Source organism: Paenibacillus sp. AK002 (assembly GCF_053903045.1).
This window is the reverse complement of sequence record NZ_CP096377.1, coordinates 6,327,501-6,353,007: the sequence shown is the minus strand read 5'-3', so window position 1 is coordinate 6,353,007 and position 25,507 is coordinate 6,327,501. Positions and strand designations below refer to the sequence as shown.

18 protein-coding genes are annotated in these 25,507 nt (G+C 46.1%); all 18 read left to right on the top strand.

Annotated features, from left to right (window positions below; translation table 11 throughout):
- Positions 1–23 precede the first annotated feature (23 nt).
- The 18 genes from M1D70_RS28760 (at position 24) to M1D70_RS28675 (ending at position 25,462) form a co-directional block, all read left to right on the top strand.
- Positions 24–809, top strand: coding sequence for an ABC transporter permease (locus tag M1D70_RS28760; RefSeq protein WP_456288555.1), 786 nt, complete (start codon positions 24–26; stop codon positions 807–809).
- A gap of 19 nt (positions 810–828) precedes the next feature.
- Complete coding sequence (locus M1D70_RS28755) at positions 829–1,572, top strand: ABC transporter ATP-binding protein (RefSeq protein ID WP_456288554.1); 744 nt, start codon at positions 829–831, stop codon at positions 1,570–1,572.
- Positions 1,573–1,594: 22 nt separating this feature from the next.
- Entirely contained in the window at positions 1,595–3,823 is a 2,229-nt protein-coding gene (locus M1D70_RS28750) for a hypothetical protein (protein ID WP_456288553.1), read from the top strand.
- Positions 3,820–5,406: a glycosyltransferase gene (locus M1D70_RS28745; protein WP_456288552.1), complete on the top strand. Its 1,587-nt coding sequence runs from the start codon at positions 3,820–3,822 to the stop codon at positions 5,404–5,406. Before M1D70_RS28750 ends, M1D70_RS28745 begins: the two co-directional genes overlap by 4 nt.
- Before the next feature lie 6 nt (positions 5,407–5,412).
- Positions 5,413–6,000 carry a hypothetical protein gene (locus M1D70_RS28740; RefSeq protein WP_456288551.1) on the top strand — a complete coding sequence of 196 codons (588 nt, stop codon included), beginning with the start codon at positions 5,413–5,415 and terminating at the stop codon, positions 5,998–6,000.
- 23 nt (positions 6,001–6,023) lie between these two features.
- On the top strand, positions 6,024–6,767 hold the full coding sequence (locus M1D70_RS28735; protein ID WP_456288550.1) for a sugar phosphate nucleotidyltransferase: 744 nt from the start codon (positions 6,024–6,026) through the stop codon (positions 6,765–6,767).
- 18 nt (positions 6,768–6,785) lie between these two features.
- Positions 6,786–7,334 (top strand): dTDP-4-dehydrorhamnose 3,5-epimerase, encoded by a 549-nt coding sequence (rfbC, locus tag M1D70_RS28730; RefSeq protein ID WP_220683738.1) that lies wholly within the window; start codon positions 6,786–6,788, stop codon positions 7,332–7,334.
- Positions 7,335–7,346: 12 nt separating this feature from the next.
- Entirely contained in the window at positions 7,347–8,369 is a 1,023-nt protein-coding gene (rfbB, locus tag M1D70_RS28725; RefSeq protein WP_456288549.1) for a dTDP-glucose 4,6-dehydratase, read from the top strand.
- On the top strand, positions 8,366–9,250 hold the full coding sequence (rfbD, locus tag M1D70_RS28720) for a dTDP-4-dehydrorhamnose reductase (protein WP_456288548.1): 885 nt from the start codon (positions 8,366–8,368) through the stop codon (positions 9,248–9,250). Before rfbB ends, rfbD begins: the two co-directional genes overlap by 4 nt.
- Before the next feature lie 129 nt (positions 9,251–9,379).
- Positions 9,380–10,309 carry a glycosyltransferase family 2 protein gene (locus tag M1D70_RS28715; protein ID WP_456288547.1) on the top strand — a complete coding sequence of 310 codons (930 nt, stop codon included), beginning with the start codon at positions 9,380–9,382 and terminating at the stop codon, positions 10,307–10,309.
- Positions 10,310–10,418: 109 nt separating this feature from the next.
- Entirely contained in the window at positions 10,419–11,330 is a 912-nt protein-coding gene (locus M1D70_RS28710) for a glycosyltransferase family 2 protein (protein WP_456288546.1), read from the top strand.
- Positions 11,327–12,727, top strand: coding sequence for an undecaprenyl-phosphate glucose phosphotransferase (locus M1D70_RS28705; protein ID WP_009595033.1), 1,401 nt, complete (start codon positions 11,327–11,329; stop codon positions 12,725–12,727). The genes M1D70_RS28710 and M1D70_RS28705 overlap by 4 nt, the downstream gene beginning before the upstream one ends.
- A gap of 458 nt (positions 12,728–13,185) precedes the next feature.
- A complete protein-coding gene (locus M1D70_RS28700) occupies positions 13,186–13,791 on the top strand; it encodes a class I SAM-dependent methyltransferase (protein ID WP_456288545.1) in 606 nt (201 codons plus the stop codon).
- A gap of 130 nt (positions 13,792–13,921) precedes the next feature.
- Positions 13,922–14,803: a phosphatidylinositol-specific phospholipase C/glycerophosphodiester phosphodiesterase family protein gene (locus M1D70_RS28695; protein WP_009595040.1), complete on the top strand. Its 882-nt coding sequence runs from the start codon at positions 13,922–13,924 to the stop codon at positions 14,801–14,803.
- Positions 14,804–15,210: 407 nt separating this feature from the next.
- Complete coding sequence (pcrB, locus tag M1D70_RS28690) at positions 15,211–15,900, top strand: heptaprenylglyceryl phosphate synthase (RefSeq protein ID WP_456288544.1); 690 nt, start codon at positions 15,211–15,213, stop codon at positions 15,898–15,900.
- Positions 15,901–16,206: 306 nt separating this feature from the next.
- On the top strand, positions 16,207–18,537 hold the full coding sequence (gene pcrA / locus M1D70_RS28685) for a DNA helicase PcrA (protein WP_456288543.1): 2,331 nt from the start codon (positions 16,207–16,209) through the stop codon (positions 18,535–18,537).
- A gap of 80 nt (positions 18,538–18,617) precedes the next feature.
- Positions 18,618–20,630 (top strand): NAD-dependent DNA ligase LigA, encoded by a 2,013-nt coding sequence (ligA, locus tag M1D70_RS28680; protein WP_456288542.1) that lies wholly within the window; start codon positions 18,618–18,620, stop codon positions 20,628–20,630.
- Between the two features lie 362 nt (positions 20,631–20,992).
- Positions 20,993–25,462 carry a S8 family serine peptidase gene (locus M1D70_RS28675; protein WP_456288541.1) on the top strand — a complete coding sequence of 1,490 codons (4,470 nt, stop codon included), beginning with the start codon at positions 20,993–20,995 and terminating at the stop codon, positions 25,460–25,462.
- Positions 25,463–25,507 lie beyond the last annotated feature (45 nt).

Here is a 25,507-nt window from a genome sequence, read left to right as displayed (position 1 = left end):
TTGGTTAGTATGGAGGTTACGAATTGCGTCAGTATATAGTTAAAATTTATCGTACTAGATATTTTTGGTCCCATCTAGTAAGAGCCGAGTTGAAGAATAAGTTCAGACGTTCGAAATTGGGAATATTGTGGACCTTTATGAATCCATTGTTGTTGACGCTTCTAATGTCTACGGTATTCGGAGTTGTTTTCAAAATGGAGTTTGCCGATTATGCTCCTTATGTGTTGTCAGGTTTGATCGTATGGGATCTTGTGAGTTCTTCATTTATTGGTGGAGGATACTCGATAATGTCTGGGGAGCAATATATACGTCAATTTAATCATCCTGTCATTATCTATACCTTAAAGTCAGCATTAGTTTCAACTATTTCATTTACTATAGCTATGGCCTCTTTGGGATTGTGGGTAGCAGTTACTAGTCCAGAAAACCTCATTTTAGGATTAGTAACTTTACCTTTAACCATCCTGCTTTATTTTTTTCTCTCTTGGGCAGTAACAACTATAGCAGGCTTTTTAAATGCAAAGTACCGGGATTATCCTCAGGTTACTGCATTAGTTATTCAAGCAGTTTGGTATGTATCCCCAGTATTCTTTAAAAAAGAAATGTTTAGCTCAAGCCCAGCATTGGAGAGTGCATTTTATTTCAACCCTATAACTCATATTTTGAATCTGATTCGTAATCCACTCTTATATGGAAAAATGCCGTCAATGAGTGATTATGTATTTACTATAGTTTCCTTTATGATTTTGAGTCTGTTTGCGATGAGATTATACAAAAAAAATAAAGATAAAGTCATATTCTATCTGTAAAGATAAGGAAGTTTGAGATATGGAGAATTGTTATATTAAAATGGAGAACGTTGATCTCTTCTATCCTTCGCATATATATAATGCAACTACTCTAAAGCAAGAGGTATTCTCCTGGCTGAAACTTGAAAAGAAAAAAGAAAAACTTGATGATGTACATGCTCTGAAAGAGTTTACTCTGAAAATATCACAAGGCGAAAAAATAGGTATAATTGGGCATAACGGGGCTGGAAAGAGCACGTTATTAAAGACCATAGCTGGAATATATCCAATTAAGTCGGGCTTACGAGAAGTCAGGGGAGAGATAAGGTCTTTATTTGATTTGAGCCTAGGCTTTGATCTGGAATCAACAGGAAGAGAAAATATAATGTATAGAGGTTTGTTACTCGGTGAAACCCCCAGGAAGATTAAAGAAATGGAGCAAGAGATAATAGAATTTGCTGAGTTGGGTGAGTTTATCGATTACCCCATAAGATCATATTCTTCAGGTATGCTTGTACGTTTGGCCTTTGCTATTTCGACCTCAATACCCGGCGAGATATTATTACTTGACGAGGTAATAGCTGCTGGGGATGCCACATTTTATTTAAAGGCCAAGGAAAGAATGTCGGGACTTATGAGTAGGGCAAAGATTCTGGTGTTAGTCTCCCATGACTTATCGACTATAAGCGAAGTTTGCAATCGGGTCATACTTTTGAAACAAGGGAGAATAGTTAAAGATGGTTCACCAGATGAAGTTATACAATATTATCGTAATGGCGTATAAATAGAATGTGAGGGATCTAATATTGAGAAAAAGAAGAATCCTTTGGCTTTTGAATCACGATACTTTAAGCAAATTTGAACTGCCATTGATTCGGGATTTAGGGTTTGAGATATTCACCCCGAAAATAGTCCCTAAAGCAATCTTACAGGCCAGTGGATCTGTAACATATGAATATGATCAAACTCTAACAATCCCGAAGGATGATTTATTAATTTTAAATCAGTATGATTTTCATTCGATAACTGACATGCCGCTTCATATAAGCAAGATATTAAACAAACATTTCGCTACAGCAATAACTTATACGGATAGTTCGTTTTTAATTCTAAAAAAATTAATTCAGGATTTTAACGGAATGATCTTCTTTAGAGCATTTGGTGTAGGTATAGAAAGATTCAAAAGTTATAGTGAATTGATAGATCATTTCTTTACGACTGAAGATAAGTTTAAATTAAAGCAGATAAAAAGTAGATTTTTATTTTCCCAATGTTATCCAAATCTAGCGGAGGTTGAAGAGAAACTATACTCGGATAAGGCAGTATATATGCCTCTAGGTCTTCCTCAGGGTTTCTATGACATACAGGAAGAATGGACAGGTTCTTGTAATCAGATATTATTTTTTTGTACTAGAATTAAGTATGACCCTCAAGCTGAGGAAGTTTACCAAGAATTTAAAAAGAACTTTAAAGGTTTTGATTATGTGATAGCTGGTAATCAACCTGTTCCAGTTGAAGATGAAAGGGTGACGGGGTACCTTGAGAGAGAGGAACTCAATAACCTATATAGAAATTGTAAAGTAATGTACTATCATTCAACAAATCCAAGGCATTTACACTATCATCCGTTAGAAGCAATGATAGCTGGTATGCCAGTTATCTATATGGATGGTGGGCTTCTAAGTTATTTAGGTGGTTACCGTCAGTCTGGGAGATGTAAGGATATACAAGAAGCCCGAATGAAAATTAAATCAATCCTGAATGGGGACACAGACTTAATAAACAAAATTAGACAAGACCAACAAGAAATCCTTACGAAATTCTCATATAACTTTAATAGAAGGCAGTGGGAGGAAAACTTTCTACCTCTTGTTACAGACATCGAGGCCAATACAGAAAAAAAAGAAAAGAAACTGGCTCTGTTTCTGCCTATTAATTTGGAAAGAGTGCATTTGGATGATTATCTTGAGTTAGTGGCATTATTAGCCAAAGGAATGGAAGAGTATCAACCAAACAATAACATCGTTCTTAATGTATATCGTAATAATTTTGATTTGAATTCAGACTTTAAGAGCCTTTTAAAAAAGAATATCTCTATAAGAGAATATGAATTGAAAACACTCTCAAACAAAGAGACAAAGGATGCCTTGTCATTAATCTTTAGAACCAAGAAACTTTGGAATGAGAAATATCTGGCACCAATCGATTATGCTCAGAATTTCATAGATACAGATTATTGGTGCTTTCTGAACCCAGATCTAGACCAGCGGATAGCTTCTATGAAGCCATACGGGATATATATCGATAACCTTGGTGATCGATACGAGGAATCAATAAATCCGATATATATATCCAATTTGAAAAATGCGTCATTTATAATTACTTGCTCTGATCAAACAAAAACAGATTTGATTAAGCATCTTGGAATAAATAAAGATATTATTTATACTATCCCATTTGTTTATTCAAAAGCTTTAGTTAGCGAGTCTACGTCAAAAGGAATATATACCTTAGTAGAAGTAGATATTGATAAGGAAGCGATAATTACTAGACTTCTGAATGATATTAGTGATTTCTATAGACTTTATGATACTAAAGAAAAATTTAAAATTATCCTTAATAGCTATAATAATACTCATTTAAATTTCCTTAATAGTTTATATGATTATATTAATAAATCAGACCTCCTAAAAAAGAACATAACTTTATATGTAGATTTACGAAATAATGAATATGATGCATTATATTCACAAGCGAATAATATTTATATTCCACATAATATCAAAAATATTAATTACAAATTAGTTAAAGCTTCTAACTATAGAAAGCCAATTATAGTTAATGATTATCCGTGCTATAGAGATATCGAAAATTTGTTGAACAGCAAGTTCAATTATATAAGTACAGTATCTAATAGTAACCCAGTTATTGAAATATTCAATAGAAAAATTAGGTTTGCTTCAATAATAGAGAAAAAAAACTCATGTTATGAAGATTCAAAAATGATCCGTAAGATATGGGAGAAACTTATATGAATGAAAGAAAAACAGGATTCTTTTTAGGATTTCAACCAGGAGTAAACCTATCTACAGAAGGGATAGGCCGACTGCTTGCATTTGTGTTAAAAGAGAGAGAAGAAGGAATTCATGATGAAATAGTTATTTTCTGCCCAAAGTGGCTAGTTAATCCTATACATGCACTATTAGAAGATAATAAAATTCCATTGGACAATTTTGAAATAGTGTCTACTACTAAGATACCATTAGGAATTAAATTCAAGGATTTCCTTTCTAATCGGCGGAAAAAGGAGAGTTTCAACCAAAGAAAATTTTTGAAATTAAAAGAAGCTTTAAAGTATTTTCTTAAGAAGTGTATTGCTAGTTTTTTTAATTCAACATCATGGTATAAAATTTTATTGGACGTGGCACTTCTTCTTTTAATGGGGATTGTTTTCTTTCCAGCAATATTGCTGTTATTTACATTATTCGTATTATATCACGGTATGAAATTTTCAATTAAAATGATTCAAAAAGCAACCCCTTTTATGTCAATGATTTATAAGATGAAAACATATATAGCAGCCGGGAAGAGCAGCATTTACTCCTCAGTGATAGATACTGAATTAATAAGAATCGTCCATTTGGTTAATAAACGCAAAGATATAGAAAAGTGTTTCATACCTACAATGATATGGCCACAAATAAGGGGTTTAAATTGCAAAAAAATTGTTGCAGCCCCTGACATAGTGTTTTATGATTTCCCTACTCAATTTTCAGGATTTGAAATAACCCATTCGAAAATCCGGGAAACGATTGATTCAGCTGATTTTTTTATTTGCTATAGTGAATTTGTTAAACAACATCATCTTATTGAGAAATGCGGGATTGAGTCGGAGAAGATAACTGTAATTAAACACGCTAATATAGATATGTTAGAACATATAAAATTACCCAAATCTATTCGAAAGTATTATTCACTAAAACAAAATGCAAAACATGTTATAGATAACTTTGTGTTTTCTAATTTCACTGACTCACATCCCTTATATAATATAGATTATGAGCAAATTGACTATGTAATCTACTCATCCCAATATAGGCCTCATAAGAATATTTTTAATTTAATCAAAGCCATTAGAATAATAAATTATGAAAATAGGAGAAATGTGAAATTGATAGTTACTGGGGATTTTCGAAGAGAACCAGCAATTACAGAATATATACGTAAATATCATTTAGAACATGATATTTTTATTTTTAATAATATTAGTTCAGAATTGTTAGCAGCTTTAAACTGTTTGGCTAAATGTGCAGTCAATCCAACCCTTTTTGAAGGGGGATTTCCGTTCACGTTTTCTGAAGCCTATTCGGTTGGAACCCCTTCAGTTATGAGTAGAATTCCTGTAGTGTTGGCTGAAATCAACAGTATTGATCTAAAAAAGAAGATGCTATTTGATCCATATAATCCACAATCTATTGCAGAGAGAATTATATGGGCTGTAGATAACGCAAGCGATTTGTATAAAGAGCAAGAAGAGCTATATCATCAGTTTAGCAATAGAGATTGGAAAACAGTTGCCACCGAGTATCATAAGGTGTTCAATCAATTAGTAGGGTGACACACAATGAAAATTAATGTTAGGAATTTCGCTTTGGCTCTATTTGTATCTCTAACGTTTTGTATATTTCCTAAAATTATTTTAGCAGATTCAAACGAAGATGTGACAATGAAAGTTACTTCTTCAAAAAATGAATACAGAAAGGAACTAACTGTAGATTTAACAGTACAATATATAAATCAGAAGTTATACAATAACAAAAATTTCGTATCTTATCACGTTTATGACAAAGAAGATAATGAATTATTGTGGGAAGGGAAAAGATTGCCTTTTACAATAGACAAGGAAGGCATTGCTAAATTAAACATAGATATTGATCTAAAAGCAGAGGTTGATTCGTTAGATGTAGATTTCGTTAAGATTAATTTTGATATTGTTGATGAATACAATGAATACTGGTATTCGACTAACGCCGATATCAATCTTTCATCGGATACCATTTTTGTGGATTTAAGTCTAGCCAAACGGTTGACTGGCACATTATCTTCAGCAATCTTCGAAACACCAGTTGTTTTTGGGATAAATCTTGTATGTTTTATACTCTTTATCTGCTTGTTACTTCGCCTTAAGAAGAGCGAAGTATTTAATTCTTGACCATTTAGAAAGGCAGGATAACTATGAAATCCATCATCCTAGCCGGCGGAACAGGCTCACGCCTCTATCCCTTAACCAAAGTCACCAATAAACACCTTCTGCCAGTCGGGGCTTATCCAATGATCTTCCACCCGGTATATAAACTCCGCCAAGCAGGCCTTACAGACGTACTCATTGTGACGGGGAAGGACCACATGGGGGATGTAGTAAACCTATTAGGTAGCGGTAGCGAAATGGGGGTTTCCTTCACATATAAAGTGCAGGATGAAGCAGGAGGCATTGCTCAAGCGTTGAACCTTGCAGAGCAATTTGCAAATGGCGAATCAGTGGCGGTCATCCTCGGCGATAACGTGTTTGAGGATGATATCTCCACGTATGTGGCTAACTTTCAAAGCCAAATGTCCGGTGCCAAGATCCTAATCAAGGAAGTTCCTGATCCTAACCGTTTTGGTGTTCCAGAAATCCAAGGCAGCCAAATCATTTCCATTGAAGAAAAACCGGAACAGCCTAAGTCCAATTATGCTGTCACGGGAATATATATGTATGATGATACGGTTTTTGATATTATTAAGACATTGAAACCATCAGCTCGTGGCGAATTGGAAATCACAGACGTCAACAATGCATATATTGAACGAGGAGAGCTTACCTTTGATACGCTTCAAGGCTGGTGGACGGATGCGGGAACGCATGCGTCGCTCGCTCGGGCCAATGAGTTGGCTAGAGATGTTCGATTCGGTGATGATTTCGGAAAACTTAAACTGTAGTTAGGGAGGAATAGAACGATGAACGTAACTCCTTTAAAACTCACAGACGCTTTTGTACTTGAACCGGTGGTCCATGGCGATCACCGGGGTTTTTTTATGGAGAGTTACAACGATTCACTTTTTAAGCAGCATGGCATTGCCTATAACTTCATCCAAGACAACCAATCTTTATCCGCTGAAGCTGGGGTGCTGCGGGGACTTCATTATCAGCTCAACCCTAAGGCTCAAACCAAACTCATACGTGTCCTAACAGGTGCTATCTACGATGTCATCGTAGATATCAGAAAAAGCTCCCCTACCTTTGGTCAGTGGGTCGGTGTCATTTTGAGCGAGCATAACCATCGTCAGCTGCTTGTTCCTAAGGGCTTCGCACATGGTTTTTGTACGCTTGTACCCAATACCCAAGTCCTCTATAAAGTGGACGAATATTATTCCCCCGAGAATGACCGCGGCATATTATGGAATGATCCGGCTTTGGGGATCGATTGGCCAACGTCGAATCCGACATTGTCGGATAAAGACCAGCGGCACCCGCTGCTGAAAGACGCAGAGATGAATTTTGACTAGGGGGCAGTGAGGATGAAACTTCTTATTACCGGTGGCGCCGGTTTTATCGGCAGTAACTTTATTTTATATATGATTCAGCAGCATCCGAATTACCAGATCATCAACATGGATGCACTTACGTATGCAGGCAACCTTGAAAACTTAAAATCCGTTCAAGACCACCCTAACTATTCTTTCGTGCAAGCAGATATAGCTGACAAACCAGCGGTGGACGCGATTTTCCAACAGGGTATCGATGTGGTTGTTAATTTCGCGGCAGAATCACACGTGGATCGCAGTATTCTGGAACCAGAGATCTTTGTGAACACCAATGTCATGGGGACACAGGTTCTTCTGGATGCGGCCAAAAAATATGGGGTGACTAAGTTTGTCCAAGTATCCACGGATGAAGTATATGGGTCCTTGGGCGAAACCGGTTTGTTTTCTGAAACGACGCCACTTGCACCGAATAGCCCGTATTCTGCCAGCAAAGCAGGCGGGGACCTGCTCGTAAGAGCTTACCATGAGACATTTGGTCTCCCGGTTAACATTACGCGCTGCTCGAACAATTACGGTCCATACCAATTCCCTGAGAAGCTGATCCCCCTGATTATTTCTCGTGCCCTACATGATGAATCCCTGCCGGTCTACGGCGATGGCCTCAATATCCGTGATTGGCTGTATGTCGAGGATCATTGCAGTGCGATCGATCTGGTTATTCACCAGGGGAAAATTGGTGAGGTCTATAATATTGGGGGCAACAATGAACGTACCAATCTGCATATTGTGCAAACAATCCTGAGGGAGCTTGGTAAGCCGGAATCACTGATCACTTACGTGACAGATCGTCCAGGTCATGATCGACGTTATGGCATTGATCCTACAAAAATCATGAATGAGCTGGGCTGGAAGCCCAAGCACAACTTCGAGACAGGCATTAAGGAAACGATTCAGTGGTATTTGAGCAACAAAGAGTGGTGGACTAGAATTCAATCCGGCGCATATCGTGATTATATGACCCAGCAGTATGGCAGCCGTTTGGGTGGGAACGGATGAAGGTATTAATCACAGGAGCACATGGTCAGCTAGGGCAGGATATTGCGCGGATATTTAACCTAGCTGGTCATGAAGTTTTTAGCTGCGGTCGAGAAGAACTAAACATAACGGACTTAGATCAATGCTTCCAAGTATGTTCAACCCGCCGACCGGACTGGATCATTCATTGTGCGGCATATGCCGCGGTTGATGCTGCGGAGACGGATGTAGACGGTGCTTATCTCGTGAATGCAGTAGGTACTAGAAACATGGCTCTCGCTGCTGAAAAAATCGATGCCAAGATCGTATTTATTAGCACGGACTACGTTTTTAGTGGTACGAGTGAAAGGCCATATAACGAGTATGATTCTACCGACCCGCAAAGCGTTTATGGAAAGTCCAAGCTTGCAGGGGAACAGATGGTTCAATATTTTTGCTCTCGTTGGTTTATTGTGCGAACTTCATGGTTGTTCGGCCTGCATGGCAACAACTTTGTAAAAACGATGCTTCGTCTAGGACAAGAAAAACCGCTGTTAAAGGTGGTTAACGACCAAAAGGGTTCGCCCACCTACACGGTAGATCTGGCGCAGCTCTTGATAAACTTAATTTCCACTGAAAAATACGGTATATATCATGCCTCCAACAATGGTTCTTGTACTTGGTATGAGTTTACTAGCGCCATTTTTGAAGAGGCTCGTGAACAATTGGGACTTACCATAACCGCTGAATTGCAGCCTTGTACTACTGAAGAGTTTCCAAGACCCGCTCCACGTCCGGCCAATTCGGTCATGGATCATTTAGCTATCCGACTAAACCAATTTGAGGATTTGCCACATTGGCGTGAGGGGCTGAAGCAGTTTATGCTGGATATGAAGCAGCACCCTGAACTATACTTAAAATGAATACAGCGACTCGAAAGGCCTGATCTGTATGATTTGGCCTTTTTTAGCTAGCTCCTTTCTCTATAGACCTCTCAGCTGTTTTGGGTCTACGAGATTATTGATTTCAAGTGTTTTTTCGGAGGTTCCCGTATGAAAAAAGTGCAAGTATTGTTATCCGCCTACAACGGCGAACAATATATATCCGAGCAAATCCAGAGTATTCTCAATCAGACGCATGCTGCTGTCTCCATCCTGATAAGAGACGATGGATCGACTGATACAACGATGGAGCTTCTCGACCAATGGGTGACTACACACCCCGATAAGATCAAGCTCATAAAAGGAACGAATGTTGGCGTTGTGTCCAGTTTCTTTGAACTTCTGCGTGCTGCAGACGCTGAGGCTGATTATTATAGTTTTTGCGACCAGGATGACGTGTGGCTTGATCATAAGGTAGAGCATGCTATTGCCCGCCTGGACTCCTCTATCTATACGGAAGTGCCGGCGATGGTATTTACATCAACCTACCTTACGGATGACGAGTTAAATCGAAAAGGTGCATGGCCAAAGCCTCCTGCTCAGGAGCCCTCTTTCTTCAATGCGTTGTACGAAAATATTGCCATTGGCGCGACCATCACGATGAATCGATCAGCAAGAAACCTGTTTATAAATAGTAAATCGGTAGACAGTCAAAAGGTTCTTATGCACGATTGGTGGTTCTACGTGCTCGTTTCCGCATTTGGAACCGTAATCTACGATAACAAGCCATCCATGTTATACCGTCAGCACAATAATAATGTGGTAGGGGGCAGCAACTCCATCGTGGGTAAGCTGAAGAGCAAATGGACCAGTTTTAAAAGACATACAGGCAAAGACTTGCTGCATAAACAAGCAAGCGAGTTTGATCGAATCTATGGATCGCGATTGACTGGCGAACAGAAAGAGCAGCTGGATTTATTTCTTGCAACTCGAACAAGATTCATGGACAGATTACATTATGCACGCAAGAGCAAATTGTACAGACAATCCAAGGCGGAGAGTTTGTTGTTTAAGTTTTTTATTTTGATCGGGTTTATATGAGGTTGAACGAAATAGGGCAGAGCAAACTTATTCCTTGATATTCCTTCTTTCCCCATGAACTATGCTATAATGTCGATAGATTACTATATTTGTCAGGAGACGTTATGCAATGGATTTAAGCATTTTAATCGTGAACTACAATACCTGTCAGCTGACGGTGGACTGTTTGCGATCCGTGTTTGCATCGGAGACGGAATATACATATGAAGTGATTCTGATAGATAACAACTCGAAGGACGAGTCCGTTCAGACCATTCGAGAGTTATTTCCGCAGGTTAAGCTGATCGAGAACACGGAAAATACCGGCTTTGCCAAAGCCAACAATCAGGGGATGGAAGTGGCGGAAGGCCGCTATATGCTGCTGCTAAATTCCGACACGATTATCCAGCAGGATACGATCCAGACGATGGTCGCTTTTATGGACTACAATCCGATCATAGGCGCTTCCGGCTGCAAAATCGTCCTCCCGGACGGCTCGCTGGATAAGGCCTGCAAAAGAGGGTTCCCAACGCCTTCGGCGTCCTTCTATTATGCTTTTGGGCTCAGCAAGCTGTTCCCGAACAAGCCGGAGTTTAACCAGTATCAGCTGGGGTATTTGAATCCGGACGTAGAGTATCCGGTGGATTGTTTGGTCGGTGCGTTCATGCTGGTACGCCGCGAGACGATTGAGCAGGTGGGCGGGCTGGACGAGACGTTTTTTATGTACGGGGAGGATATCGACTGGTGCTATCGCATCAAGCAGGCGGGATGGGGCATTCACTATTATCCTCGGACGACGATTATCCATTATAAAGGCGGCAGCGCCCGGCGCCGGCCGTTCAAAATCATTTATGAGTTCCATAGGGCGATGATTCTTTTTCATCGGAAGCATTACCGGCAGAAATACAACATATTCGTTAATGGAGCCGTGTATGCGGGCGTTGCTTTAAAATTGCTCCTGTCCCTGCTCACGAACCGGCTTAAGCCCATTCGTCCAGCAACGATAACGCAATCTTCAGGTGGAGTGGAGGTGAAATCATGATCCGCCAGAATCAGGGCTTTCTGACCAAATTGTATATGTTGACCGATTTTGCCTTTATCCAGTTGGCGTTTCTGCTCGCATGGTGGGTGAAATTCGAGAGCGGCTGGTTTCCCTATGAAGAGCCGCTACCTCTCGAAACCTATGCATTGTGGAGTCTGGTGTACGGCGCGGTTGCCGTGGTTGTCGGCATCATGATTACCTTGTACTCGCCGAAGCGGAAAAAGCGTTTTGCCGACGAGTTCATGAAGATCTTCCAGATGCATTTCATCGGGATGTTCATTCTCCTCAGTATTATGTTTTTTGTTAAAGAGGTGGATATCTCCCGTTGGTATCTCGCTATCTACATGATTTTCAACGTAGCATTCATTATCCTATACCGTTATTTCCTCAAGAAATCCCTCAAGCATTTTCGGGAAAAAGGCTACAACCGCCAATTCGTGCTCATCGTGGGTGCAGGGTCGCTGGGCAAGCGTTTCTTCAAAAACCTGAAGCAGTACCCGGAGCTTGGTTATGAAGTCATCGGTTTCTTGGATGATTACCAGCAGTGGGACGAGATCGAGGCGAGACGGCTTAAACCCATTTTGGGCTCGGTTGGCGATCTACATAAGGTGCTAAACGAAAAGCTTGTCGATGAGGTCGTACTGGCACTTCCTCTAAATGCGCACCACAAATATCCGGAGATCATTGCTGCGTGTGAAAAAGCAGGTGTCCGAACGCTAATTATTCCGGACTTTTTCGATTATCTCCCGGCACGGCCGGTGTTTGATAACTTTGCGGGCATGCCGATGATCAACGTTCGCGATATTCCACTGGACCTGGCGGCAAACCGACTGTTCAAGCGGGCGTTTGATATTGTATTCTCGTTAGTGGCCATCATCCTCACCCTGCCGGTGATGATCGGGATTTACCTCGGTGTCCGATTGACCTCCCGGGGACCGGTCATTTTCAAGCAGGAGCGGGTCGGGCTGAACCGCAGGAACTTTTATATGTATAAATTCCGTTCGATGAAGCCGCTGCCGGAAGGGGCGCCGGATACGGGCTGGACGGTGGAGAATGATCCGCGCCGCACCAAGTTCGGTTCTTTTCTCCGGAAGACGAGTCTGGATGAGCTGCCGCAGTTCTTTAATGTCCTGTTCGGACATATGAGCGTGGTGGGCCCAAGACCGGAACGACCTTATTACGTTGAACAGTTCAAAGAGGAGATTCCGAAGTACATGGTGAAACACCACGTACGCCCGGGCATCACGGGGTGGGCGCAGAGCAACGGCCTGCGCGGGGACACTTCGATTGAAGAGCGGATCAAGCACGATATTTTCTACATCGAGAATTGGTCCATTCTGTTTGATATTAAAATCATTCTGCGCACGATCCGCAACGGATTCAAAAACGCATACTGATTGTAATTTTGTGATGACGTCATCTGGCATGAGCCGGATGGCGTCTTTTATTTGCCTGTCCTAGAAGCATATTTCGACTAAAGCTGCTTACCAAGTCCCCCTCGCCTCTTGTAGAGATACCGAATGCTGTCGCTTCCTGTAAGTTTGTGACATAGCCTAGAAAAACTTCGGACATTCGATCCACTCCTCTCACTTCAACATGCATGTACAACACAGCGGACAATGGTAGTCTGGAATTATTTACAAAATATAACTATTATACTATTATAATGAAATACCAGGCTCGTCGATGCTTTGCTAGAGTTTGTTCATTACGCAGAGTCGGAGGTTGGTTATGATGGTCCAATCTCAGTGTTATGGAGATTTCTAATGTTTTCGAAATAACCGTGTTTTTATCTTGCCGCTTCATTTGCCTAACGGAAGGATCACATCCAATAAGCATTATGGGAGGAATCGATATGGAAAACGCCAAGGTCCAGGATTTCATCGAAAGCAGCCAAGCGCAATGGGACGAAGAATACAGATCCCGCATGTGGGATTATTTATCGGACATCACGGAATATGCCAGATACTCGGTCGTGTGCGGATACATCCGAAAGTTTCTTGGGGAAGAGGGCATTCTGGATATGGGATGCGGGGCCGGCCTGTTGTATGACATGCTCTTGGACGATGAAAAATCGAATTATACCGGTGTAGACTTGTCCGAGGAAGCGATCAGAATCGCATCCGGCAAAACGTCTAGGAACTTATTTCAGCGCGCGGACATCAATCATTATGTTCCTCATAAAAGCTACGACGTCATCGTTTTTAATGAATCGCTGCAGTATGTGCCCAATACCGCTAGCAAGCTGTTGGAATATGCACGTTACCTGACCCCGGATGGCGTCATTATATCTTCCCTATATTCACATAAGAACACCCAGGATCCCGATTATCTCATGGTAGAGCATAAGATCGGCGAAATCGAAAGCTGTGATGGGTTTGACGTCGTAGATAAAGTCAGCGTGTTTAATCACAACGCAGGATTGAAATGGTATATTCACCTTTTGAAGGCCAAGAGCTAGTGATCCGTAGTATTTACAATAATCGTTCCGTCATTTGGCAGCAGCCGAGTGGCGGTTTTTTTGTTTGGCCCCTCCATTAACCGGGTATTTACCTAGCAACAGCAATGAACGAAGCAAAGGTGGGGATACCATGAAACGGATCGCAGCTGTCCTTCTATTATTTTCCGCCATTATGATACTGCTTCTGACCCATCTGGAAATGGAGGAGGAAGCGCCGCAAGGATTCGCGGCCTATCGCTTGATTGCCCATGCCATGGGAAGCATCGGCGAACAGCCCTATACGAATGCTTATGAAGCCATGGTTGTTAACTATGAGAAAGGCACCCGGGTATTCGAGATTGATTTGATGCTGACGGAGGATCGCAAAGTCGTAGCCAGGCATGAGTGGACGGAGAGCATGACGCAGCAGCTGGGTCAGAAGGAGAAGCTTCCGGACGATAAGCAGGCGGCCCGCTTAAGCCATGAGGAATTCATTAACACGCCGATTTTGGAACAATACCAGCCGATGGATATTGAGGGGATTATGGATATGATGGAGCGTCATCCCGATATCTACATCGTGACGGATACGAAGGAGCAGAAGGACCGGGATATACAGTATCTGTTCGCGGAGATCGTAAACGCTGCTAAAGAACGGGATCCGAAGCTTCTGGATCGGGTCGTCGTCCAAATTTACAATGAGCCGATGCTTGATATGGTTCAGGACATCTATCCGTTTCAATCGATTATATATACGCTGTATGCCACGCAGGACTCACCTGCTGAGATCACCGCTTTCGTACAGGAGAACCACATTGACGCGGTTACCATGCCGGAGTACAAGGTCAGCCCGAATTTCGTAGCCAAGCTAAGGCAAGCGGGAGCCGTGACCTATGTTCACACCATCAATGACACGAACACCGTGAACAATTATGAAAAATGGGGCGTGTACGGCGTCTACTCGGATCTGCTGACAGAGCCGGAACTGGAGCGGAACAGCCTGAGATTTATGATGACAAAGCGATTGGAGTAGACATAACCTTACATGCCGCGCATCATATCGCGTCCGTCTGTGGAAAAGTTTGTTTGCATCCATAATAATGCTGGGCATGGAAGTCCGTGATCTCCTTAAGAGATCGCGGGCTTTTTCAAGCTATCAGAAAGCATAAACTTCGAAGCTTGGCCTACTTGATATCACAGAAAGCCACCATCCATATCTCTGGGATTGTGCGTCATGCGGTCTGGGATTGTACGTCGGTAGACGTTAGTTAGCCGCCCAAATCTATTCCCAGCGACGCGGTTCGTATATCGGCTGAACCGATAAACCGCAATTACCAAAAAAATGTTCGTATTTTATGCGAACATAAATTGACTTGCTTACCGTGCTAGCATAGACTTATTTTAGTATGATAGTAACCCGTGAACGTGGAGGAATGACGCTTGAAAGAGATGATACAATCCTGGAGGCATGTGTTTAAGCTGGACCCCGACAAGGAGATCGATGACGAGACCCTTGATGCGGTATGCTTGTCAGGAACCGATGCCATTATGGTTGGAGGCTCAACCGGAGTCACCTATGAAAATACCGTGGATCTGCTGTCCCGAGTTCGGCGTTACGAGCTGCCGTGCGTGCAGGAAGTATCCGATCTGGAAGCCGTTGTACCCGGATTTGATCTATATATGGTCCCGATGGTTATGAATACGCAGGATCCGACCTGGATCATGGGCCGGCATCGCGAGGGAATCGAACGCTACGGGTACATGATCCCGTGGGAGCTGGTCGTGACCGAAGGGTATATCGTGTTGAACGAGAACGCTGCGGTGGCGAAATTGACCGGTGCAGAGACTTCGATTGAAGCGAGCACGGCTGCCGCTTATGCCCAGATTGCGGACAAGCTGATGAATCTGCCGATCGTGTATCTGGAATACAGCGGCGCGTTCGGAGATATGGAAACGGTCCGCACGGTTCGAAGATCGCTGGATAATTCCCGTTTTTTCTACGGCGGCGGAATAACCAATGCCGAGCAGGCGATGGAGGCTGCAGCTATTTCGGATACGATCGTTGTGGGCAACGTGGTGTACGATCATTTGGAACAAGCGCTCGAAACGGTCAAGGCCGTGAAGGGCTGATGGGACTATTAACTGATCTGCTGAAAAAATAGAGACCTATTAAGCAAGCCAGCTCAGGCTCTATAATAGTGTGTTTTTTCCATTTGCCTTGTGACGGCTTCGGTTAAGCATGCTTTTATTTCATTTAATTTATGTTCCATTTAACCAATCAACCCAGAACTCACGGTGTCTTAGACACGTAGCAATCTATGCCCTATCCATTCTCTTTAATGTAATCTATTTGCCAGACCCAAACCTTTTTGATGGTTTCACCTTTACCTAAGTTTTCCCCATTATCAAATCTACACCTATTAGGAGGCAATGTTTATGCATTCCATTGACATACACGACGCCGTCAGACGTCTCAATCCGCAGCAGCGCCAGGCCGTTGAAGCAACCGACGGACCACTGCTCATTATGGCCGGAGCCGGTTCCGGCAAGACGCGGGTGCTGACGCACCGGATCGCGTACCTGATCGCCACGCGCAAAGCCGCACCATGGAGCATCCTGGCGATTACGTTTACGAATAAGGCAGCCCGCGAGATGCAGGAGCGGGTATCCAAGCTGGTCGGCCGGGAAGGCCAGGACATCTGGGTATCGACGTTCCACTCCATGTGCGTACGGATTTTGCGCAGAGACATTGAACGGATCGGCTTCACTTCGAACTTTAGTATTTTGGATTCGACAGACCAGTTGTCAGTTATTCGGAACGTGATGAAGCAGCACAACATCGATCCGAAGAAATTCGAGCCGAAGGCGATTCAAGCGGCCATGAGCGCCGCGAAGAATGAACTGATCTCCCCGCAGCAGTATGAACAGAAAGCCGGAGACTATTTTGAAACCCTTGTAGCCAAGGTTTACACCGAATACCAGAAACGCTTGAAGAGCAACAACTCGCTTGATTTCGACGATCTGATCATGACCACGATCCAGCTGTTTAAGGAAGTGCCGGAGGTTCTCGACTTCTACCAGCGCAAATTCCAGTACATCCACGTGGATGAGTATCAGGATACCAACCGGGCGCAGTACATGCTATGCCGCATGCTTGCGGACAGCCATCACCGCATTTGCGTTGTCGGGGACAGCGACCAGTCGATCTACCGCTGGCGCGGCGCGGATATCACGAACATCCTGAATTTTGAGCAGGATTACCCGGAGGCGCGCACGATTCTGCTGGAGCAGAATTACCGTTCGACAGCGAACATTTTGAACGCTGCCAACAATGTTATTGGCCTGAACACGGGCCGCAAGCCGAAGAATCTGTGGACCGAGCAGGGCGAAGGACCGAAGATCAAAGTGTTCCGTGGGGATACGGAGCATGATGAGGGGTATTTTGTCACCTCGGAAATTAGCAAGAACATCAAGGACGGCAAGAGCTATCAGGACCACGCGATTCTGTATCGGACCAACGCGCAGTCCCGGGTGATCGAGGAAATTCTGATCAAGTCGGATATTCCGTACCAGATCGTCGGCGGCATCAAGTTCTACGATCGCAAAGAGATCAAGGACATGCTTGCTTATCTGCGCCTGATTTCCAACCCGGACGACGATATCAGCTTGACGCGGATCATTAACGTGCCAAAAAGAAGCATCGGCGACACAACCGTCGCGAAGCTGGCTGCTGCAGCCGGAGAGCGGGGCATCTCGATCTTCCGCGTGCTGGAAATCGTGGACGACCTCGGTTTTGCCGGACGGACGCGCAATGCGCTGGTGGGCTTCTACGACATGATCGCCGCGCTCAGCCGAATGGTCGAGTTTCTGTCGGTGACCGAGCTTACGGAAAAAATTCTCGAGATGTCCGAGTACCGCCTCGAGCTGCAAAACGAGAATACTATCGAATCCAGATCCCGTCTCGAGAACATCGACGAGTTCCTGTCGGTGACGCAAGAGTTCGAGAAGAACAACGAGGATAAATCGCTCGTCTCCTTCCTCACGGATCTTGCGCTGATCGCGGACATCGACTCGATGAACGATGACGAAGAGGACCGCGACGATGCTGTCGTGCTCATGACCATGCACAGCGCCAAAGGCCTGGAGTTCCCGGTGGTATTCATCATCGGCATGGAGGAAGGGGTATTCCCGCACAGCCGTGCCTTTATGGATAACGAGGAGCTGGAAGAGGAACGACGGCTTGCATACGTAGGGATCACGCGCGCCGAGAAGCAGTTGTTCTTATCCTGTGCGCGCATGCGTACGCTCTTCGGCCGCACGACGGCGAACATGCCATCGCGATTCCTGGAGGAGATCCCGGAAGAGCTGAAGGAAGACACCCAGATGGCGCATGACCGCTACCGCCGAGGCGGCGGAAGCAATGTGGGCGGATCCTATGCGGGACGCGGCTTCGGCGGCGGTGGAGGCAGCAACTTTGGCGGCGGCCGCAGCGTGGACCTCTCCCTCAGCGGATCGACCGCTTCCGCGCAAGCCGCGCCGAAGAGCCGGGTGACGATGACAACCGGTGGGTCATCCCGTCCAGCGGCTGCCTCGGGCAGCGGCGATTTTAAGGCCGGCGACAAAGTCGCCCATGGCAAATGGGGGACCGGTACGATCGTAGCGGTGAAGGGCAGCGGCAACGACATGGAATTGCAGATTGCATTCCCGGCGCCTGTGGGCGTGAAACGCCTGCTTGCGGGCTTTGCGCCGATTACGAAGGTGGAATAAGGGATAGAACTAGGTAAATATGCATCTAAAGCAGCATAACCCATGATGGCCTTATTATATTGAAGGAGGATTGCCCCTGCATGGATTTCAAGGAAAAGATGGAGAAGCTCATTGCGGAGCTGAACAATTATAATTACCATTACTACACGCTGGATCAGCCGCTTGTAAGCGACAAGGAGTATGACGCCCTGTACGACCAGCTGGTAGCGTTGGAGGCAGAGACCGGAGTGACGCTCCCGGATTCTCCGACCCAGCGGGTGGGCGGGGAGATTCTGAAGGGTTTTGCCCCGCACCGCCATTTGGCTCCGTTATGGAGTCTCGATAAAGCCCAGAACATCGAGCAGCTCCGTACCTGGCATGATCGCGTGGTCAGGCTGGTCAATGACTATAATACGAAGAATCCCGGCAATCCTCTGCCGTCGCCTTGTTATGCACTGGAGCTGAAGTTTGACGGGCTGACGCTGAATCTGACCTATCAGGACGGCAAGCTGGTTCAAGCATCGACACGGGGCAACGGAACGGTAGGCGAGGGCATTTTGTCACAGGTGAAGACCATCAAGTCGGTGCCGATGACGATCCCGTACGCGGAAGGCACGATCGAAGTGCAGGGCGAGGGCATCATGAACCTGTCCGTGCTGGAACAATACAATCAAACCGCGGCCGAGCCGCTCAAGAACGCGCGTAATGCTGCCGCAGGAGCGCTTCGCAATCTGAATCCGAAGGTGACGGCCGAGCGTAAGCTGAACGCGTACTTTTATAATGTCGGCTACTCGGATGGAATCACTTTTGCCGACCACAAGGAAATGATGGACTTCCTGCGCGAGAATCGGCTGAAGGTCAACCCGTACATTTTCTATTTCGAGCAGTTTGATGATGTGATGGAGCAGCTGGCCGATATCGAGAAACGCCGTTCCGAGCTCGATTACCTCATTGACGGGGCGGTTGTGAAGGTGACCGATTTCCGCATCCGCGAGGCGCTTGGATATACCGACAAGTTCCCGCGCTGGGCGGTCGCTTACAAATTCGAAGCGGAAGAAACCACGACCGTGCTGCAGTCGGTTACCTGGAATGTGGGACGGACCGGAAAAATCACGCCATTAGCGCGTGTAGAGCCCGTTGAGCTGGCCGGAGTTACGGTGCAGAATTGTACGCTGAACAATATCGGGGATATTGAGCGTAAGAACCTCAAGTTCGCGCTGGGCTCGCGGGTCTTCATTCGCCGTTCGAATGACGTCATTCCCGAGATCCTCGGCAAAGTGACGGAGGAGCAGGATGGCGAAGAGATCCTGTATCCGGAACAGTGTCCATCCTGCGGATTTCCGCTGGAACAGCGCGGCGCCCACCTCTTCTGCAACAACAAGACGGGGTGCAAGCCGCAAATCGTGGCCCGGATCACGCATTTTGCTTCCAGGGATGCCATGGACATTGAAACATTCAGCGATAAAACCGCGATCCAGTTATACGACGAACTGGGCGTGAGAGAACCGGCGGATCTTTATACGCTGTCGTTTGAAAGCTTGCTGAAGCTGGAGCGCTTCGGCGAGAAAAAAGCCCAGAATCTGCTGGATGCCATCGAGAAGAGCAAGGAGCGGGATCTTGCATCGTTCCTATTTGCACTGGGCATACCGAATACCGGCAAATCCACAACCAAAATGCTGGCCGATCACTACCGTGATCTGAACCGCGTGATGGCCGCGACCGCGGAAGAATTGGTCGAGCTGCCGGACGTGGGCGGCATCGTGGCCGACAGCATCGCGGGATACTTCGCCGACCCGTTTGCCCAAGCGAGCATCCAGAAGATGCTCTCGCTAGGCGTCCAAGCGAAAGCGCCGGAAGCGCCGAAGCCGGTCAGCACGGATTCCTACTTCAGCGGCAAAACGGTCGTGCTTACAGGCACCCTCCATCTGCTGACCCGCGAAGAGGCAACCGAACGCTTGGAAGCGCTCGGGGCCAAAGTCACCGGCAGCGTGTCCAAGAAAACCGACCTTCTCATTGCAGGCGAAAAAGCCGGCAGCAAGCTGGCCAAAGCCCAGCAGCTCGGCATCGACATCCTGGAGGATGAAGAAGAGTTCGTGCGGTTGTTGAACGAATAACAGCATACCCTGGATATATTTTGCAATATCAGTTGCAACCCCATAAGAACCGAGGCTATCGATAGCCTCGGTTCTTTCTTTTTCCCGAATTCCTTTCTCCTCCCTTACTTGCGATGTAAGCCATATTTTCCTTGAATCTATGACGTTTTCGAATATTCGTCAAAAGCTCCTAAACATTCGACTGAATTTAACAAAAACATACAGAAAAGGATGAAGGAATCTAATTTTGTGTTCTAGAATAATTTACCACGGGTCAGTCTTATGCGGAAAGGAGTGGATACCATCGTTAGGCAGCCGATATGCTGATAACATCCCGGACCCTAATTTGATTGGGAAATCTATCTTATGGGAGGGGCAAAGCCTTGAGTAAAAAGTTATGGTCTGCACTACTAAGTTTTGTTTTAACCCTATCACTCGTTGCACCAGCGGCTGGGGCCGCTCCGTCAGAACGGCAAGTCGAGCTGGACAATCAGCTCAGTGCCGATGAAGCTAGGCAGATAAGGGATATTCTGAAACAGCGAGCTAAGCTTGCGGAGTTTCCGGTGCTTGAACAAAGCCTGCAGAAATCTGCCGGGGGTCCTACAAGAGTCATTGTAGAGCTGTCTACTGAGCCAGTGGCCTTAGCCAAAGGACTTTCCTCTATTCAGGGTCAATCCTTTAGTTCTTCCGCAGAGGCGAAGGTCGAAGCACAGGTGCAATTGGAGCAGCAGACTTTTATACGCAGCCTGAGCACGAAGAATATAACGCACGAAATTTCGGAGCAATATAGTTACGCATTCAACGGGGTGTCCATGGAGATTGACGGCAGCAAGATTGAATCGCTGCTTGATCTCCCTGGCGTTCTAGGCGTATATCCCGATCTGGAGGTAACGGTTGGACCGAAGGGCGAAGTGAATCCATACATGAAGGATACGGGGCCGTTCATCGGTGCTCCGGAAGTATGGGATCTCGGTTATACAGGTAAAGGCATTAAAGTAGGCGTTATCGATACGGGTATTGATTACGTACACCCTGTTTTGAAGGATGCTTATAAGGGCGGATATGACTTCGTCGACAATGATAACGATCCCTATGAGACGACTCCGCTCGACTGGGAGAATGATCCTTCCGATCCCCCACAGGTCGATGACAGGGGAAGTACGTATTGGACAGATCACGGAACGCATGTAGCGGGTACCATCGGAGCCCGCGATGCTGGCGAATATGGAGTCGTGGGCATTGCGCCGGAAGCGGATATCTATGCTTACCGTGTTCTTGGGCCATACGGAAGCGGCTATTCCAGCTGGGTACTGGGTGGTATTGACCGTTCCGTTCAGGACGGAATGGATATAATCAACCTCTCGCTGGGCAATTCACGCAATGATCCGGACTATGTTACGTCCGTAGCACTCAATAATGCTGCGCTGGCTGGTGTCACGCCAGTTGTTGCAAGCGGCAATACAGGACCAAACCGCTGGACGGTTGGATCGCCGGGGGCGGCGGCTTTTCCGATTACGGTAGGAAACTCCACGGGTCCAAGCGACGAAATAGCGGCAACATCGCACTTTTTCACGAACGCGGAATTGCCGGGCGAGCCCATTGAAAACAATGAGGGCACGGTTGAGCTTGGAGCAGGGCTAACACCATCTGTCACGCCTGACGAGCAGGCAGAAGCACAGATCGATGAAGCTGCCCAGGCAGCATCGACCGATGACGCGGCGCCTTCCGTTAATCCGGAGCAGGGTTCAAACTTAGTTCAATCGGGTGACGGCGCAGCAGAGGAGCCAGCCACTGATGAAGTGCCTGTTGAATCTGCCGACGATGAAGTAGCCCCTCAGGCCGACGATGCCGCTCCGGTTACCGTGGTAGATGCTACGTATAAGCTTGAATTAATGGCGTGGAATCTCGCCGAGGACCCGGAAGTCGTCCTGGATGGAGATTTCGGACTGATTTATGCGGATCTGGGCAAACCAGAGGATTTCGCTGATAAAGACGTAGCGGGCAAAATCGCATTGATTAAACGCGGCGAACTCGCCTTCGTTGAAAAAATTGCGAATGCTAAGGCAGCAGGGGCGACGGGTGCCATCGTATTCAACCAGAACCCTGGCCCGATCGGCGTCTTGCTCGGAGACAGCTTTGCCTTCATTCCAACCTTTAGTATGAGCAAAGAAGACGGCGATTATATCAAATCGCTGCTCGATGCCAACCCGGATCTGAAAGTGAATTTCACCGATTTTATTAAAAACCGAACGGCAGGCGATGAGATTAATGATTCCAGCTCGAGAGGCCCGGCCAAAAAGACGCTGGATATCAAGCCAGATGTGGTAGCACCTGGTACGAGCATTTTGTCATCCGTTCCGGCATACGGGAAGGACATTGCAGGTGCGGATTACAGTCAGTCCTATGACCGCTTAACAGGCACTAGTATGGCGTCCCCGCATGTGGCAGGGCTTGCGGCTCTCATCCTGGAGAAGCACAACGACTGGACTCCGTTCGATGTCAAAGTCGCCTTGATGAATAACGCCAAAGTGCTGAATACCGAATCCTACGATGTGACAGATCAAGGGGCCGGACGCGTACAGGCGCTCCAGACCATTCAGGCAGAGGCGCTGGTGAAGGTCTTGGACAAGACTTCGTATCAAGAGAACGGAACTTCCAACCAAAAGGAAAACATCACCGGAAGCATAAATTTCGGTAACTTTACCGGCAAGTCTGCCAAGACCGTTCAGAAAAAGATAAAGGTAGAGAGCGTTGGAAACGCGGGCGGCACGTTTAATGTGCAAATCAATAACACGCAGGTCACGCCGGGAGTAAGTGTTACAACCGATAAAAGCACCTTCACCCTCAACGGTCAAGAAGAGGTTACAGTGACCCTTCAAGTGCCGGAAGGGATAGAGGGCGTATCGGAACAACAAGGGTATATTACCTTTACGAATGGAACCCACACCTATTCGGTTCCTTACGTTGCGTACTTTAATCTTGAAATCACGGGCGTGAAATATACAAAAGCCTATAGTGACACCGAAACCTACTTGCCGCATGTTCCGTTGACCGAGACCGGTGAACTGGGCAAGCTCAACCTGGCTTTCGAATTCTACAATCCGATGCAGATCGTCATTGTGGACTTGTATGACAGCCTCAACCCGGAAGCAGGTGTTGACGGTGACGGCATTATCGGCCAAATATTCGGAGGTGAAGCCTACTTTGATGCCAATACTTCCTTTACGATCGGTTGGAACGGGAAGTATGCCGACTATGAAACCGAGGAAGAGGTAGAGGTTCGGGATGGATTGTACTCGATCGAGCTTCTTTCCTTGGATACGAATCTCGTGGTTCACTCCGATTACGCCACAATTCCTTTCTTCGTGAAGAGATCCGCACCTGAGGTCCAAACTGAGCTTGATGTCAAAATCTCCGGCAAGAACAATCCTGCACTAACCGGTACGATCGAAGATCTCTACGTAACGGCTGTTCCGGCGTTGTGGGATGAATGGGCTATTGATTTTGACGTAAGCGAATGGCTGGATGCCACTTATGTTATTAAAAGAGCAAATAAAACGGTAGCGAAGGAAGGCAGCTTTGATGTCGAGCAGGATGGCGCCTTTACCATCGCGTTAGACGGATTGTCTTCAGGGAACTATACGGTAGAGCTTACCGTGAAGGACCGCCAAGGTCTGGAAGGAAAAGCGACGGTTGACCTGCAGTTGACAGGCGCGCCAGGACCGGGCAACCCGGACCCAGGTAACCCAGGCGGAGGTTCAGGCGGTGGAGGCTCATCTTCCGGCGGCGGCTCCACGGGAACTCCGTCCACTCCGGCTCCTGAAGTATCAGGGGATGCTAAAGTAACCACCAAGAAAAATGCGGATGGCACCGAATCCGCAACGGCAGCTTTGTCTGAAGCAGCGGTTACTACAGGAATTACTAGTGACAGTAAAGAAGTGAAGCTGGACGTATCCAAGCTGGATTTCAGCAAATACAGCGACGTAGCTCTGACCCTAGGCAAGACGACTGTCGATAAACTGAAAGCATCAGGTAAACCGCTTGTTATCACGGGTAACGGTTTTACCTTGACGGTGCCTGCCGAAGCTTTGGATGATTTCACGACGAGCAGCGGATTCAGCCTGACGGTTTCCTTAGCTGCAAGCAAAGCGGGATCTGGAAACACCTTGAACACTGTATCCTCGATCGTTTCGGTCAAACACGGGGACAAGTTCAAACATCCGCTTTTACTGACATTGAACTACGACCCGGCCAAAGTGAAGGATGCCCGCAAGGTGGGTGCCTACGTACAGTCGGAAAAAGGTGACTTGCAATCCGCAGGATTGCTGCAATCGGCTGAGCGCGGATCGATCACGTTCCGTATCGACGGACCGGGCTCTTATGTGGCCGCCGAGAATAACGTGACCTTTAACGACATCGTCAGCCACTGGGCTAAGGATGAGATTGAGGTTGCTGCCTCGCAGCATATCACGAACGGTACCGGTGCGGGACGGTTCTCGCCGAACAATGCGGTAACCCGTGCCGAATTTGCGACGCTCCTTGATCGTATTTTCGAGACAGGCATCGATTGGGAAACACGCAGCAAAGAAGCGGGGGCGAAGCATCCGCTGACCCGCGAGGACATGGTAGTCATGATTGCGGAAGCGTTGAAGATGGATTCCGAAACGGCATCCTTATCATTTAGCGACACGAATCTGATTTCGGAGGATGCACGAGCGGCCGTAGCCTTTGCCGTAAACGAAGGTCTGGTGAAGGGAGTGAGCGGGAACCGCTTCGCACCGGGCGAAACTTCCACTCGGGCACAGGTATCCGTCATTGTGTACCGTTTACTGGATTATCTGAATAAAATCTAATGAAGGCTAAGCTGCTTCAATACAATTCTGGTTGAGCTAAAGAGG

Coding starts and splice junctions, on each gene's coding strand:
- M1D70_RS28755 (WP_456288554.1), top strand. CDS start 829: ATGGAGAATTGTTATATTAAAATGGAGAACGTTGATCTCTTCTATCCT.
- M1D70_RS28745 (WP_456288552.1), top strand. CDS start 3,820: ATGAATGAAAGAAAAACAGGATTCTTTTTAGGATTTCAACCAGGAGTA.
- M1D70_RS28740 (WP_456288551.1), top strand. CDS start 5,413: ATGAAAATTAATGTTAGGAATTTCGCTTTGGCTCTATTTGTATCTCTA.
- M1D70_RS28735 (WP_456288550.1), top strand. CDS start 6,024: ATGAAATCCATCATCCTAGCCGGCGGAACAGGCTCACGCCTCTATCCC.
- rfbC (WP_220683738.1), top strand. CDS start 6,786: ATGAACGTAACTCCTTTAAAACTCACAGACGCTTTTGTACTTGAACCG.
- rfbB (WP_456288549.1), top strand. CDS start 7,347: ATGAAACTTCTTATTACCGGTGGCGCCGGTTTTATCGGCAGTAACTTT.
- rfbD (WP_456288548.1), top strand. CDS start 8,366: ATGAAGGTATTAATCACAGGAGCACATGGTCAGCTAGGGCAGGATATT.
- M1D70_RS28715 (WP_456288547.1), top strand. CDS start 9,380: ATGAAAAAAGTGCAAGTATTGTTATCCGCCTACAACGGCGAACAATAT.
- M1D70_RS28710 (WP_456288546.1), top strand. CDS start 10,419: ATGGATTTAAGCATTTTAATCGTGAACTACAATACCTGTCAGCTGACG.
- M1D70_RS28705 (WP_009595033.1), top strand. CDS start 11,327: ATGATCCGCCAGAATCAGGGCTTTCTGACCAAATTGTATATGTTGACC.
- M1D70_RS28700 (WP_456288545.1), top strand. CDS start 13,186: ATGGAAAACGCCAAGGTCCAGGATTTCATCGAAAGCAGCCAAGCGCAA.
- M1D70_RS28695 (WP_009595040.1), top strand. CDS start 13,922: ATGAAACGGATCGCAGCTGTCCTTCTATTATTTTCCGCCATTATGATA.
- pcrA (WP_456288543.1), top strand. CDS start 16,207: ATGCATTCCATTGACATACACGACGCCGTCAGACGTCTCAATCCGCAG.
- ligA (WP_456288542.1), top strand. CDS start 18,618: ATGGATTTCAAGGAAAAGATGGAGAAGCTCATTGCGGAGCTGAACAAT.